The following is a 14,419-nucleotide window of genomic DNA, read 5'->3' as shown; positions in this document are numbered from 1 at the left end:
CTGCAAGTAGGTTCAGCATGACAAAAATTTATATTTTTCAGAGGTTTCTTTTTAGCAAGAAAATTCATTAAAAAGTTAAAATAATTTTTGGTTTTTTATCTAAATGATTTACTAATTTTTTTGGAAAGAAAATAATAAATAAAGGAAGAATTATATGAACTTTTTTAATAAAGAATTTATAGAATTTATGAGCGAGTTGGAAAAAAATAACAATCGTGAATGGTTCACGTCTAATAAACCACGATATGAAAAATTTGTAAAAATTCCGTTTGAAAATTTTATTCAGCACATGATTTATAAATTTCAAGAAATTGATGAAAATTTAAATATAACTCCGGAAGAAGCAATTTTTAGAATTTACCGCGATATAAGATTCAGCAAAGATAAAACTCCTTACAAAAACCAAGTTTCTGCAATTATTGCAAACGGCGGAAGAAAAAATTTTAGAGATCCAGGTGTTTATATTGAGATAAAAGCAAATGAATTAAATTTTTACAGCGGCATTTATGAAATGACCAAAGAGCAAATTTACAGTACAAGAAGTTATATTGTATCGCATCTAAATGAATTTAATAAACTTTTGAATGAAAAAGATTTTAAAAAATATTTTAAAACCATACAAGGTGAACAAAATAAAGTGCTTCCAGCAGAATTTAAAGAAGCTGCAAAAGTTCAACCGTTAATTGCAAATAAACAATTTTATTATTTTCACAAACTTCCGCAGAACAAAATCTTAAGCAAAAATTTAGCAGATGATTTGGTAAAACTTTCATTAATCGTTCAGCCAATGAATGATTTTTTGAAAAAGGCGGTTAAATAAATTTGAATAAACTTTAAGGTGAATAATTGAAAACACAAATTAAAATAAATTCATTTCTAATATTTTTTATATCTGCACAGTTAATTTTTTCGCAGAAAGAAATTGTAAATACAAATTCTTACACTTACGTAAAATCAAATTTAGAATTTCTTGCTTCTGATGAATTAGAAGGAAGAGAATTCGGTTCACGAGGAGAAAAATTAGCATCGTTATTTATTTCTGAAGAATTGGAAAAATATGGCGTTAAACCTTTTGGAGATAACGGAACCTATTTTCAAAATTTCAATATTGTTGTTGAAAGTTTTGAAGAAGGTGCAAATCTTGCTTTTCAATTTGAAGACAGTTCAAAAATAATTTATGAAAACGGAACAGATATTATATTTTTTTCAAGATCACTTCCTTCGGAAAAAAGTGCTAATAAAATTTTTAATATAGTTTTTGTCGGTTATGGAATTGAATCTGAAGAAGATAATTATAATAGTTATAAAGATGTTGATGTTAACGGAAAAGTAATTTTGTATTTGGTTGGAACACCTAAAAAAGATGGAAAAGAAATTTTAAGTGAAAGTTCAGTTAGAAAATTTAAAAGATCAAATGCAAAAAGTAAAATTGCAAAAGAAAAAGGCGCGGTTGCAATGATTAGTATTGCCGATGATGAATTGTTGAGCTATTGGGAATTTATTCGACAAATGGGAAAATCGAAAAATTTTTTTCTTGAGCAAGAAATAATTTCGGAAGATCAAAAAGATATTCCATCACTTGTGTTAAATGAAAATGCTGCAAAATCAATATTGGTAAATGAAAAATATAATTTTGAATTCTTAAAAAATAATCTTGAAAACCCAATTACTTTTGAGCTCAATGCAAAAGTTAAACTAAACTATAAAGTTTCCAGTGAGACAAAAATTGCGAGAAATGTAATCGGAATAATTGAAGGCAATAATCCCAAATTACAAAATGAGTTTGTTGCAATTGGCGCGCATTATGATCATGAAGGAATTAAGGGAAATCAAGTTTATAACGGAGCTGATGATAATGGTTCTGGCACAGTAACAATTTTGGAAACTGCAAGAAAATTAGCTCAATCGAAAAATAATGAAAGACCGGTGTTAATAATTTTTCATACTGGAGAAGAAAAAGGATTAAAAGGTGCTGAGTATTTAACAAGTCATAATAATTTTATTGATAAAATTATTTCTTACATAAATATTGATATGGTTGGAAGAGAAAGTGAAGATTCCATTTACTGCATTGGTGCAAGTAAACTTAGCAAAGAATTAGGAAATTTAGTTGAAGAAGCAAATGAAAATTCATCGAAGTTTTATCTAAATTACAAATTTGATGATCCGAATGATCCGAATAGATTTTATTATAGAAGCGATCATATTCATTATGCAGAAAAAGGAATTCCAATTGCATTCTTTTATGATTATATGAATGAAGATTATCATAAACCGACTGATGATGTTGAAAAAATAAATTTTGTTAAAATTGTTAAAATGGTAAATCTGTTGGAAAATTTAACAAACAGAATTTCTAATCTTGATCACAAATTTAAAATTGATTGAAATAAATGCGTTGAGACGCGTAAACGTAGAGACGTAAAGAAATAATAAAGTTAAAAAGAAAAAATAATTGTCATTCCGGTTGCTGTCCATTAGCCAACGGATTATCGAAACATACCGGAATCGATTAAAATAGAAAAGTGAATACACAAAACAATTTAATTTAGTCTGATGAAGATTCTAAAATATAGTTTATAAAATATCATTCAAGGAAAAATATTCGATGAAAAAGTTACTTCTAATTTTTGCATTTTTTACTTCGCAAATTTATTCACAGACAAATTCGCTTTATATGCCATTTGAAATTAAAGATGCAATTAAAAATGAAACGAGAACATTAAACGGTTTACCAGGAAAAAATTATTGGCAAAACAAAAGTGATTATAAAATTAATGTTGAAGTAAATACAGAAACAGGTTTGCTTATTGGCGAGGAAAAAATTAAATATTATAATAATAGTCCGGATTCACTAAAAAGAATTGTAATAAGACTTTATCAAGATATTGCAAAAACAAATGCCTCAAGAAATTGGTATGTAAATGCAAAACATTTAAATAATGGCGTTGAATTAAAAGAGTTAATTGTAAATAATAAATCTTATGATTTAAGCGATACAAGCAAAAATGTTTTTAGAGGTTCAACAAATTTAAATGTGAGATTAAAAGAAATTCTTCCACCAAACTCTGAACTGAGTTTGGAAATTAAATGGCAGTTTGTAATTCCAAATGATTTTAAAATTAGAATGGGAAATTACGGAGACGGAAATTTCTTTGTTGCATATTGGTATCCGCAAATTGCTGTGTTTGATGATATTGACGGTTGGGATAATCAAGATTATCAAGGTACGGTTGAGTTTTATAATGATTTTAATAATTATGATATACAGATTAAAATTCCCGCGGGATTTTTGGCTTGGGCAACCGGTGAACTTCAAAATGCAGATAAAGTTTTAAGAAAAGATATTTTTGATAAATATGAAAAAGCAAAAATTTCTGATGAAACAATCAGAATTGTTACACAAGAAGATTATAAAAAAGGATCAGTAACTTCAGAAAATAAAAAAAATATTTGGCACTTTGTTGCAAATAATGTTACGGATTTTTCATTCGCGTTAAGCAAAAGCTATAATTGGGATGGAGCAAGTGTAATTGTAGATAACCAAACCGGAAGAAGAGCTCTAACAGATGTTGTATATAAAGACGGAACAATTCACTATGAAAACGCCGCACAATATTCTCGTGAATCAATTAAATATTTATCATATGAATTTCCGGGATTTCCATATCCGTATTCTCATGTAACATCTTACTGCAACGGAAATAAAGGCGGCGGAATGGAAACTCCGATGATGGCAAATGACGGAGCGCCGGAAAAATTAGCAAATCATGTTGGATTAATTTTCCATGAAATTGCGCACAATTATTTTCCATTTATGATGGGAACGAACGAAAGAAAATATGCTTGGATGGATGAAGGCTGGGCATCGTTTCTTCCAAGAGATGTAGTAGATAAATTTGTTCCATCACATGATTATTTAAAAGGTGAAGTTGATGGATTTCAAAATACCGCGGGAAGAGAAGCAGAGCTTCCGCCAATGGTTGTTTCATATTCTCACTTAACTACATTTTCAAGAACTGGATTTTATGATAGACCATCAGTTGCATATTATCAATTAAAAGAATTATTAGGTGATGAACTTTTCAAAAAAGCAATTCTGGAATATATAAACAGATGGTTTGGTAAACATCCGATTCCGTTGGATTTCTTTAATACAATTAATGAAGTTGCAAAAGAGGATTTATCATGGTTTTGGAAACCTTGGTTTTACGAATTTGGTTATCCCGATTTGACAATAGAAAATGTGGAAAATCTTTACGGAAAAATTTCCGTAAAAGTTGTAAAACTTGGAAACATTCCCACAAACGTAAAAGTTATTTTTGAATTTGATGACGGAACAAATGAAACAATTGAAAAATCTGCAAATGTTTGGAAAGATGGAAATCATTCAATTTCGATAAATATTGAGAGCAATAAAAAATTAAACAAAGTAATTGTCGGCGATAAACATATACCGGATAGCATTGAAGGAAATAATGTTTTCGAAGTTTCCACAAATTAAATGAAAATCAAAGGTGCAATCTTTTTAAAAGATTGCGTCTTTAAATCTAAAATAAATATTAGGCTTTTATCAATCTTGGTGAAAGCCTTTATATTTTTAAAATGAATTTATCTAAACGCAATTAAGATGAATAAATTTAATATTTTAAGAATGCGAAAATATTTTCTTGAGGTGTTTGGTGATTAGAGTAAAATCATTTATTTCAACAACATTTATCGGTGGATTTTTAATTTTTCTTCCACTTGTAATTTTAGCAATTACAATAAATTGGATTTTTGAATTTGTGTCAGAAAATTTAAATCCAATCTCATCAATACTTGTTCAAACAACAAAAATTCATGAATATTTGGCTCTTTTAATTTCAATAATAATTTTTTTAGGAATTTGTTTTTTGCTCGGATTATTTGTGAGAACTCGCTACGGAAATTTTGCATACAATTTATTTGAAGAAAATATTCTAAAAAAAGTTCCGGGTTACAGGATAATTAAAGAAACAATTGTTCAACTTTTCGGAAGTCAAAAAAATCTTTTTTCCGGAGTTGCGTTAATAAATTTATTTGGAAATGAAACTTTAACAACCGCATTTATTACAGACGAACATTCAAACGGATGGTTTACGGTTTTTATTCCATCGGGACCGGCGCCTACTGCTGGGTTTACATATCATCTTCCGGCAAAATATGTGCATAAAATTAATTATCCAATTGATTTAGCAATGAAAACAATTATTAGCCTTGGTGCGGGATCAAAAAACATTCTTGAAATGTATAATGTTGAAAATAATAAATAAATTGCATGAAGTCTTATATGAATTTATCAAAATTGATTTTCACAATATTAATTTTTTCATCATTAGTTTCTTTTGCACAAAGCAACACAAATCAAGATTCAATAAAAAATATATCAGAATATAAACTTCGACTAAATGATAATTCACTTTACATTTCTCCGCTCTTCTCTTTTAAAATGCCAATTTATGAAGATCCACATTCCCAATTAATTTTACCAAATTTTGAGGAACAAATTCCTCAGACCGAAGCAATTTCTATAATGCAGTTAAGAAATAATATAAATCAAAGTTTGCAGATTTACAAAAAAGGATTGAACAAAAATGATTTAGGAGTTGTTGGTGATATTTTAGGATATACAAATGCCGCTGCTGCAATTGGTTTAGCCGCATATCATGTTTATAAATACAAAGAACACTACGGATTTAAGAAAAAGTAAAAAAGCACTTTTTGTCCTCAAAACAAATTCATTTATTTCTGTCCATTTTACAAAACATAATTTATTTTAAATTAGACAAATTCATTTTTTCAGTAATAAATTCTTCACCAAATTCAAATTAATTATTGGCACTTTTGTTGAAATCATAATTACAAATATCAACATTGGTGATTTATGAAAACTGTAAAAAATTTACTATTAAGTTTCACATTCCTATTTGGCTTAACAAATTGCTCATCAACACTGTATTCACTTTTTCCGGATGAAGAATCAAAATTGGAAATGGGAAGGCAAATAATTGAAAAAGAAGACAGCATTGCATTTTCATCTTTAACTTTTGAAGAAAGTTCACAAAGAGAATATGTTTTGGATTTATACGTTTACAACAAAAGCGGTGAAAAAATTACGGTTGATCCAAAAGAAGTTTATTTCAGAGTTTATAACGAAGATAGAAAGCCAATAAATAAAGAAAATTATTTTGCTTTAGATCCGGAAAATCAAATTAGTAAAATAAATGAAGATATTGAGAACAGAGAAACCGATCACAATGTCGCAACCGGATTAAATATTGCATTTTCTCTTTTAAGTACAATTGTAGATTTAGCTGATGATGAAGATAATGATGTTGAAGAAGTTGCAGAAAATGTTGCAATATTTGCTGATAATCAAATAAATGAAGAAATTTCTTATAGTGAGGACAAAAATTATTTTGAGAATCAAAAAGATTTTTGGAAAAATGATGTTTTAAGAATTACAAATCTTGATTCGGAAGAATCAGTTCAAGGAATATTATTAGTACCGATTTTTTCTTACGCAAAATATGTAAAACTATTTATTCCATTAGGAAACACAACACACGTTTATAAATTCAAACAAATATCAAAATAGATTCATTTCACTTAATTCTACATTTAAAGTGCCTAATTATTTATAATTAGGTATTTTAAATAAAATTCAAATCTCGATACAATAAAAACAAATTTAATTCGTTTACATAAGCAGAAAGATGAAAAACTTATGCTTGAAAATGAACTTTTAGATAAATGTTTAAAAGGAAACGGAACAGCTTTTAAGCAGTTGATAAATATTTATAGAATTCAACTGTTTGGATATTTTTGGCGATTTAGCAGTACAAGATTTGAAGCCGAAGAAATGTTTCAAGAAACATTAATAAAAGTTTGGAAAGGTTTGAAAAAATATAATAATCAGCAAAAATTTTCGTCATGGCTTTTTACAATTGCGCACAATGTTGCAATGGATTCTTTAAGAAAACGAAAAACCGAAACAAATATTTTGGCAATAAATGAAAACAATGATTTAGAAAGTTTTGCAAGACCGGATGAAGATTTTGTAAAAAAAGAAAGAATTGAAATTATAAATCGTACGGTAGAAAATTTAACAGAAAAACAAAAATCGGTTTTTTTATTAAGACAGCACGGTGAATTAACTTTTAAAGAAATTTCTGTTGCAATAAATGAGCCGTTAAATACTGTTATTAGTCATATGCACTATGCAGTAAAAAAAATTAAAAAACAATTGGCAAAAGAAGATGAACCACAACGAAGATCAGTTATATAAAGATTTTGAAAAAGAAGTTTGGTTATATCTTGATAATCAACTTGACGAAAAACGTAAATTATTTTGGGATGAAAAAATTGAAAAGAATCCATCTCTCAAAATATATTTGGATGAATATTTATCAATTTCAAATGAATATAAATTTTCTAATCAAATTAATGTTGATGAAAATAAGTTTGATTTAATGATAGAAAAAGCAATTGAGAAAAAATCATTTGTTGAAAAAGCAAAGCAGATTTTCTCAAATATTTTTGCAAGTGAAACTGAATTCAATTTTGGAAAAATTGCATTTGCAAGTTTCTTAATTGTTGCTGCAGTAATAATATCAATAATTTCAAACAGACCAAATCCGGTTAATAAATTCAGCAAAACAATAAACAGCGAATTGCTTGAGTGGAATCCGGAATATTTTGAAAATCAAGTTAACAAAGTTGAAACATTATTAAAACTCGCAAAAGATGAAGATTACAAAAGATATTCTAAATATGGATTTGCGTCAGAAAATGTTGATAAGAATCTAAATTATATTGGAAATAATATAGATGAACTAAAAAAAGAAATTAATAGTAAAGAATTATAAAAGAGGTGTAAAATGAAAAGTGGAAAAATTAAATATTTATTTTTTGTAACAATAATTTTTATTTCGTTGAATTTATCTGCGCAAGAAAACGAAGTAGTTCCCGCGCCACCAGCTCCGCCGGTATATGATTTTGATTTCGATTTTCAAAACTTTAACACGATAAGTGAAGAAGAAGAAAAAGAAATATTAAAAAATGTTAGGGAAGAAATAAAAAGGGAATTGAAGAATATTAAAAATGTGAATAAAAACAGATATTTTGATTTGCTGAGAGAATCACAATTTAAGAATATGAATTTCCCTTTCGTAAATAAACAAGAGAAAGAAGCGCGAGATAGAGAAAAGAAAATTTTTGAGTTGGAAGTTAAAACCGAATCTCTTGCATCAAAATATGATTCTGCAAATAAATCCGAAAAAGAAAAAATTAAAAATGATTTGAAACAACAGTTAACAGAATTATTTAATCAGAAAGAAGAAGAAAGAAAACAAGAAGTTGCAAGACTTGAGCAAGAATTAAAAGAATTAAAACAATCTTTACAAGTTAGAATGCAAAATAAAAATGAAATTATAAATAGAAGAATGCAAGAACTTTTACAAGAAGATAAATATTTAGATTGGGAATAGATATTTGGTAAATAAAATTTAACAAAAGACTCAATTTTTATTGAGTCTTTTGTTAACTATATTGAGAGAATATTTTTTCTATTGGATTTTCTACATTATAAAAACTTAGTAATTTCAACATCACAGCTTCTACAACAGAATCCGGACAAGATGCACCGCTTGTAATTATAATATTTATTATTTCTTTTTCCGGCAAAAAATTCTCGGTAGAAATTTCTGTTTTGGTACCGTAATCAAAATGATTAATCAATTTTTTAGAAATTAATTTTGATTGATCAGAAATAAAATATGTCTGGAATTTTTCTTCAAGCAATTCAACAATGTGAGATGTATTTGAGCTGTTATATCCGCCAACGACAATTGCCAAATCTACATTTTCTTTTAACAATTCAATTGTAGCTTGCTGATTATCATTTGTTGCATAACACAAAGTATCTCTCGTATCAGCAAAATGAGAATCAATATTTTCTCTGCCATATTTTTTTATCATTGTATCTTTTAAGCAATCGGCAATATCTTGCGTTTCTGAAGCCAGCATTGTAGTTTGGTTAACAACTCCAATTTGAATCAAATCTTTTTCAACATCAAATCCAACAGAAAATTTTCCATCGAAATATTTGTAGAATTCATTTTTATCAATTTCAGCTAAAATTATTTTTGATAAAATTTTCGTTTCTTCAATATTTCTAATAATTACGCTTGGCGTATTTGCTTTTGCATGTGAAAAAGTTGCTTTGGTTTCTTCGTGCTTTGCTTTTCCGTGTATTATTACGGTGAAATTTTCCTTTCCAAGCAAATCAGATTTTTTCCAAACTTTTTCTACAAAGGGACAAGTTGTGTTATACTTTAAAGTATCAATTTTTCGATTGCGTAAAATTTCTTCTGTTTCTAAAGTTGTTCCAAAAGCGGGAATTATTACAATATCATTTTCAGTTATTTCATCCCAATCAATAATTTGGTTTCCAAAATTATCAAGAATAAATTCAATTCCATTGGTTTGTAAATCAGCATTAACGCCGGGATTGTGTATCATTTCACTTAACAAAAAAATTCTTTTACCGGGATTTTCTTCAATTGTTTTATATGCAATTTCTATAGCATTTTCTACGCCGTAACAAAATCCGAAATGGCGTGCTAAATAAATTTTGATATTATCAAATTTTAAAATTGTTGGAGAAAAATCTTTTTTATAATGATCCTTACTTTTTCTCAATTCTTTAATTTTCTGAATTATTGAGCTTTTATAATAAACCGGAATTTCAAAATTTTTCATTTACTTTTTTATTTCTGAATTTATTTCAAATGCTACTTTTATTTTTTCCCATCTTATACTAACTTCAGTAATATAAGGTTCTTTATAATAGAAACTAAATTTTAATCTTTCGGTAAATTCATTTTGCTTTGGAGTTGTTTTAAATCGATAAAAATCTTCTTTCGGATCATATTTGAAAGCTCCCCATTGATCATAAACTTTGTTAAGAATTATTGTCCATTCTTTTTCATTTGGAATTGTGAACAATGAATAAATTCCAGCGGGAATTATTTTATTTTTTATAATTACATCATTTTCAAATTCAATAGTTGTAGCTTCGTCTGCGCCAGTTCTCCAAACTTTATTATAAGGAACAAGCTCGCCCCAAATTTTACGGTCTTTAACTCCCGGCGATCCGTATTTTATCTCTACATTTGTATAACCAATTGTTTGTCCCACATAACATTTAGGACTTAATCTTGGCGGATTATTTTGTGCAATTATTGTTAAACTAAACACAAAAAGGGCTAACAGTATTTTATTTAAGTATTTCATTATTCTTCCAAATTAGATTTTTAAATATTTTTTATAATATAATTTATGATAAAATTTTATTTATTTTTTGTTGCATTCCGGTTTTACCTTGCAAACCTCCGGTATGTAAAGCAATAACCGTTGAGTGTTCCGTAATCTCATTATTTTCAATTAATGATTTTACTGCGAACAACATTTTTGCGGTATAAATTGGCTCAATTTTAATTTGATTTATTTTTTCAAACTCACGCATAAACACGAATAAAGGTTTATCAATTTTAGCAAAACCGCCAAAGTGAAAATCAAGTTTTAATTCCCAATTATTAAAATATTTTCCGGTGTAATTATAAACATAATTTTCAATTTCATTGTTAAGAAAATCTGCACCTTTTAAAGCCGGAATTCCCAAAACTTTCTTATTACCGTCTAATCCGCAAATTAAACCGGATAAAGTTCCTCCGGTTCCGCATGCCGAAACCACATAATCAAAATCGATATTAATATTATTTATAATTTCCGTACAACCTTTAATTGCTAAATTATTTGTTCCGCCTTCGGGAACTAAATAAAAATCACCAAACTTTTCTTTTAGATTTTCGATGAAATCACTTTCACGTTTTTTTCTATAATCAGTTCTTGAAACATATTCTATTTTCATTCCGCTTTCTTTTGCTGAAGAAAGAGTTGAATTTAAAGGTAAAGTTTCTTCACCGCGAATAATTCCGATTGTATTAAATCCAAATAGTTCTCCCGCCTTAGAAAATGCATGAATGTGATTTGAATAAGCTCCGCCGAACGAAAGCAAAGTTTTGTATCCATTTTCTTTAGCGTAAATTAAATTATATTTTAATTTTCTCCACTTATTTCCGGAAATTACCGGATGTGTTAAATCTTCGCGTTTTAAAAATACATTAACATTTTTTTGAATATTCGGCAATTCAATTTTTTGTAATACGGTTGCATCTTCAGTAATATTTTTTTCGATTATTTCGTAAATATCATTTTCTTTCATACAGAATTTTACCGCCAACAATTGTGTAAATAATTTCAGTATTTAGAATTTCGTCATCGGAAATGTTTAACAAATCTTGAGATAAAATTGTTATATCTGCAAGCTTCCCGATTTCTAAACTTCCTTTTATATTTTCTTCAAAAGCTGCAAAAGCTCCGTTAATTGTGTAAGATTTTAAAGCTTCCAATCTGCTCATTTTTTGATTTTCATAAAATAAATTTCCATCATTTGTTTTTCTAGTTACGGTTGCATGGAAATTTTTTATTGGATTTAATTTTTCAACCGGCGAATCTGTTCCATTACAAATTATTGTTCCGGAATTTATTAAAGATTTCCAAACGTAAGCTCCGGATTCTGCTCTATCTTTTCCTAATCTTTTTTCAACAAAAGGCGCATCAGATGTACAATGAATTCCTTGCATTGCGGCAATTACTCCAAGCTGATTAAATCTTGGAATATCATTTGGATTTATATGCTGAGCATGCTCAATTCTCCATCTAAAATTTTTGCCGGGATAATTTTTAAAAATATTTTCATAAACATTTAATATTTCTCTATTTGCTTTATCGCCAATTGCGTGAGTACAAATTTGAAAATCATTTTCTGCGGCAATTTTACAGATTAAATTTATTTCATCCAAACTTGTTGTATTCATTCCATATTGATTCGGCATATCCGAATAAGGTTCAAGCAGCCAAGCCCCGCGCGAACCCAAAGCTCCATCCATATAAAGTTTTATTGAGCGGACAGTTAAATGATTATTTACGTAACCGATTGTAAAATATTTTCTTAAAGAATCTTTTAGCGCAACATAATTTTCTCCGAGCATTACATATAAACGAATATCTAATTCGTTATTTTCAACCATATTTTTTATAATGTTCAAACTTTCAAAAGATTCTCCGGCATCGTGAAAAGTTGTAATACCGTTTTTCAAGCATTCTTCATTTGCCAATTTTATTGCTTTTTTAATTTTATCTTTTAATTCTCGCTTAGATTTTTTGTTCAAATCTTCATTGTATTTTTTTGTAATTAATTTTTCTGCATCTTCTAAAAATATTCCGGTCGGAAAACCATTTTTATCTTTTATTATTATTCCACCAGCTGGATTTTGAGTCAGATTTGTAACATTAGAAATTTCCATCGCTTTTGCATTTGCAAAAATTGCATGTCCACTTGCGTGAGAAAAAATTATTGGATTATTTGGAACAGCTTCGCTTAATTTTTTATGTGTGGGAAAGCCTTCAACAGCATCTTCGGGAATTGAATTCCATTTTTCTTGATGCCATCCTCTTCCAATAATCCATTCGCCAATTTTAGATTTTTCCGCTGCATTTTTTGCAAGCAGAATTATTTCATCCCAATTTTTTGCGTTTGATAAATCTAATTCCAGCAAAGCTTCACCAGTAGAAATAAAATGTGCATGGCTTTCAATAAATCCCGGAATAGCAGTTTGACCTTTTAGATCAATAACTTTTGTTGATGAGCCGATTAATTTTTTTATTTCATCATTTTTTCCAATTGCAATAATTGTATCTCCGGAAATTGCAATTGCTTGAGAAATAGCATTTGCGGAATCAACCGTAACTATATTTCCGTTCAACAAAACCAAATCCGCAATTTTTTTATTGTTTGAGCAGTTGGTCATTTGAAAAATTATAATTGTAAACAAAATATATTTTATAAATCTCGACATATTTTTCTCAAATTATCTTTTTGAATTTTTAATTTGCAAGATAATCAAAACAAATAATATGCTAAATATGTTTTATTTCATATTCATCAGCCACTAGATGACTTGTAAGTTTCTATTACTGTATGGAAGGCAAAGACAAGTAATTTTTTAAATACTTTTTTAAATTGAAATAACATAATTTTAATAATTAAAATTATTTTTAACACTGGTTTTAGACTTAATGAAAAGTCTTTTAGTTTTAATAAAACAATGAATTTTATAAAAAACTTTTTACTAAAAACATTAACAAAATGAAAATAAAACATAAAGTTGTATTGTGTTTTTCACTATTAAACCTAATTCATGTGCTCCGATTTACGTTCCTAATATTGTAAATGTACCACTTTTTACTAAAAAAGACGAAGCAATAATTAATGCAAATTACGGCACAAATGGAATTAATTTTCAAGGTGCTTATTCAATATTTGATAATTTTGCAGTACAAATAAATACTGAAAATCGTGAAAGTAATATTAATGCAAAAGATAAAAAAAGAATAAACGCAAATAATCCACAGAATAAACTCAATTATTATGAAACAGCATTTGGATATTATTATCCATTCAACGAGACAATGGTTTTAGAAATTTTTGGTGGCGGCGGTTTGGGAAATTCATCAGCATTGGATAATTATAATATTTTTTCGAAAGATAAAACTTATGCCGAAGGTGAATTTTACAAAATGTTTATTCAAGGCGATGTAGGAAGTAAAATGAAATTTTTTGAAGGAGGAATTGCATTTAGATTTGCTTATTTAGAATTCACCAAATATAAATTTGAAAACTTTGAATTTACCGGAAAACCAAGCAGTATTTTCTTTGAGCCGGCAATATTTGAAAGATTAGGCGGACCATATTTTAAATTTCAGGGACAAATAATTTTTGCTTCAAAATTATTAAAAGAAGATTTTGTAATGTATGAAACAGTGAGTATTTCACTTGGTTTTATGATTAGAATAAAGTCTTTATTTTGATATTTAAAAATTACCACAAACAACATCTTGCAATACTTTAAAATTTCTTAATCATAATCTTATTCTTAATCTTACTCTTTTTGGGAGTGTATTTTAATAACCACATTTGAAACAGATTTTGAAATTTGCAGATGTTTAATACAAATACTCTTTATAACTTTAAAAAGTTAAAATGGAGTGTTTGTGGAATATCAAAGAATAAGCTGCAATTTATTTGATCGATTGGAAAATCTCGCATTATCAAAATCAAAGGTTAAAATAAAATATCTTACCGAAAATCAATCGACAGAAGAAATCGAAGGAACAATTCAAAATATATTTTCCGAAAACAAAGCCGAGTTTTTGTTAGTAAATAACGTAAAAATCAGATTAGATAAAATTCAATCAATCATAAATTCATAGA

At 27.8% G+C, this 14,419-nt stretch carries 15 protein-coding genes; 11 read left to right on the top strand and 4 right to left on the bottom strand.

Going from position 1 to position 14,419, the window contains the following annotated elements; translation table 11 throughout:
* The first annotated feature begins 154 nt into the window (after positions 1–154).
* From IPM32_04585 to IPM32_04545, 9 genes are all read left to right on the top strand, one after another.
* A complete protein-coding gene (locus IPM32_04585; protein MBK8944531.1) occupies positions 155–820 on the top strand; it encodes a DUF2461 domain-containing protein in 666 nt (221 codons plus the stop codon).
* A 26-nt stretch (positions 821–846) separates the two neighbouring features.
* On the top strand, positions 847–2,388 hold the full coding sequence (locus IPM32_04580) for a M28 family peptidase (GenBank protein MBK8944530.1): 1,542 nt from the start codon (positions 847–849) through the stop codon (positions 2,386–2,388).
* Positions 2,389–2,608: 220 nt separating this feature from the next.
* Positions 2,609–4,504, top strand: a complete 1,896-nt coding sequence (locus tag IPM32_04575; GenBank protein ID MBK8944529.1) for a M1 family metallopeptidase — start codon at positions 2,609–2,611, stop codon at positions 4,502–4,504.
* A 178-nt stretch (positions 4,505–4,682) separates the two neighbouring features.
* Positions 4,683–5,294, top strand: a complete 612-nt coding sequence (locus IPM32_04570; GenBank protein MBK8944528.1) for a DUF502 domain-containing protein — start codon at positions 4,683–4,685, stop codon at positions 5,292–5,294.
* A gap of 17 nt (positions 5,295–5,311) precedes the next feature.
* Positions 5,312–5,731, top strand: a complete 420-nt coding sequence (locus IPM32_04565) for a hypothetical protein (GenBank protein ID MBK8944527.1) — start codon at positions 5,312–5,314, stop codon at positions 5,729–5,731.
* Between the two features lie 174 nt (positions 5,732–5,905).
* Positions 5,906–6,619, top strand: coding sequence for a hypothetical protein (locus IPM32_04560; GenBank protein MBK8944526.1), 714 nt, complete (start codon positions 5,906–5,908; stop codon positions 6,617–6,619).
* Positions 6,620–6,748: 129 nt separating this feature from the next.
* Positions 6,749–7,309 (top strand): RNA polymerase sigma factor, encoded by a 561-nt coding sequence (locus tag IPM32_04555; GenBank protein MBK8944525.1) that lies wholly within the window; start codon positions 6,749–6,751, stop codon positions 7,307–7,309.
* Positions 7,281–7,889 carry a hypothetical protein gene (locus IPM32_04550; protein MBK8944524.1) on the top strand — a complete coding sequence of 203 codons (609 nt, stop codon included), beginning with the start codon at positions 7,281–7,283 and terminating at the stop codon, positions 7,887–7,889. Before IPM32_04555 ends, IPM32_04550 begins: the two co-directional genes overlap by 29 nt.
* A 12-nt stretch (positions 7,890–7,901) precedes the next feature.
* Positions 7,902–8,510: a hypothetical protein gene (locus tag IPM32_04545; GenBank protein ID MBK8944523.1), complete on the top strand. Its 609-nt coding sequence runs from the start codon at positions 7,902–7,904 to the stop codon at positions 8,508–8,510.
* 52 nt (positions 8,511–8,562) lie between these two features.
* Here the strand turns inward: IPM32_04545 and IPM32_04540 are convergent, their stop codons facing one another.
* From IPM32_04540 to IPM32_04525, 4 genes are read right to left on the bottom strand one after another with little or no spacing between them, the layout of a single operon-like run.
* Positions 8,563–9,783 carry a 4-hydroxy-3-methylbut-2-enyl diphosphate reductase gene (locus tag IPM32_04540; protein ID MBK8944522.1) on the bottom strand — a complete coding sequence of 407 codons (1,221 nt, stop codon included), beginning with the start codon at positions 9,781–9,783 and terminating at the stop codon, positions 8,563–8,565.
* Complete coding sequence (locus IPM32_04535; GenBank protein MBK8944521.1) at positions 9,784–10,317, bottom strand: DUF2911 domain-containing protein; 534 nt, start codon at positions 10,315–10,317, stop codon at positions 9,784–9,786.
* Positions 10,318–10,360: 43 nt separating this feature from the next.
* Positions 10,361–11,308, bottom strand: coding sequence for a 1-aminocyclopropane-1-carboxylate deaminase/D-cysteine desulfhydrase (locus IPM32_04530; GenBank protein ID MBK8944520.1), 948 nt, complete (start codon positions 11,306–11,308; stop codon positions 10,361–10,363).
* Positions 11,295–13,004: an amidohydrolase gene (locus IPM32_04525; protein ID MBK8944519.1), complete on the bottom strand. Its 1,710-nt coding sequence runs from the start codon at positions 13,002–13,004 to the stop codon at positions 11,295–11,297. Before IPM32_04525 ends, IPM32_04530 begins: the two co-directional genes overlap by 14 nt.
* Before the next feature lie 316 nt (positions 13,005–13,320).
* Between IPM32_04525 and IPM32_04520 the strand changes: the two genes are divergently transcribed.
* Together IPM32_04520 and IPM32_04515 are read left to right on the top strand one after the other, a co-directional pair.
* Positions 13,321–14,016: a hypothetical protein gene (locus tag IPM32_04520; GenBank protein MBK8944518.1), complete on the top strand. Its 696-nt coding sequence runs from the start codon at positions 13,321–13,323 to the stop codon at positions 14,014–14,016.
* A gap of 183 nt (positions 14,017–14,199) precedes the next feature.
* The gene (locus IPM32_04515; protein MBK8944517.1) at positions 14,200–14,418 is read left to right on the top strand and encodes a hypothetical protein; all 219 of its coding nucleotides are present in this window, start codon (positions 14,200–14,202) and stop codon (positions 14,416–14,418) included.
* The last annotated feature ends 1 nt before the right edge of the window (position 14,419 follow it).

It is taken from the genome of Ignavibacteriota bacterium (genome assembly GCA_016716225.1).
Classification (GTDB): Bacteria; Bacteroidota; Ignavibacteria; order Ignavibacteriales; family Melioribacteraceae.
This window is presented reverse-complemented; position numbering and strand designations above follow the sequence as displayed.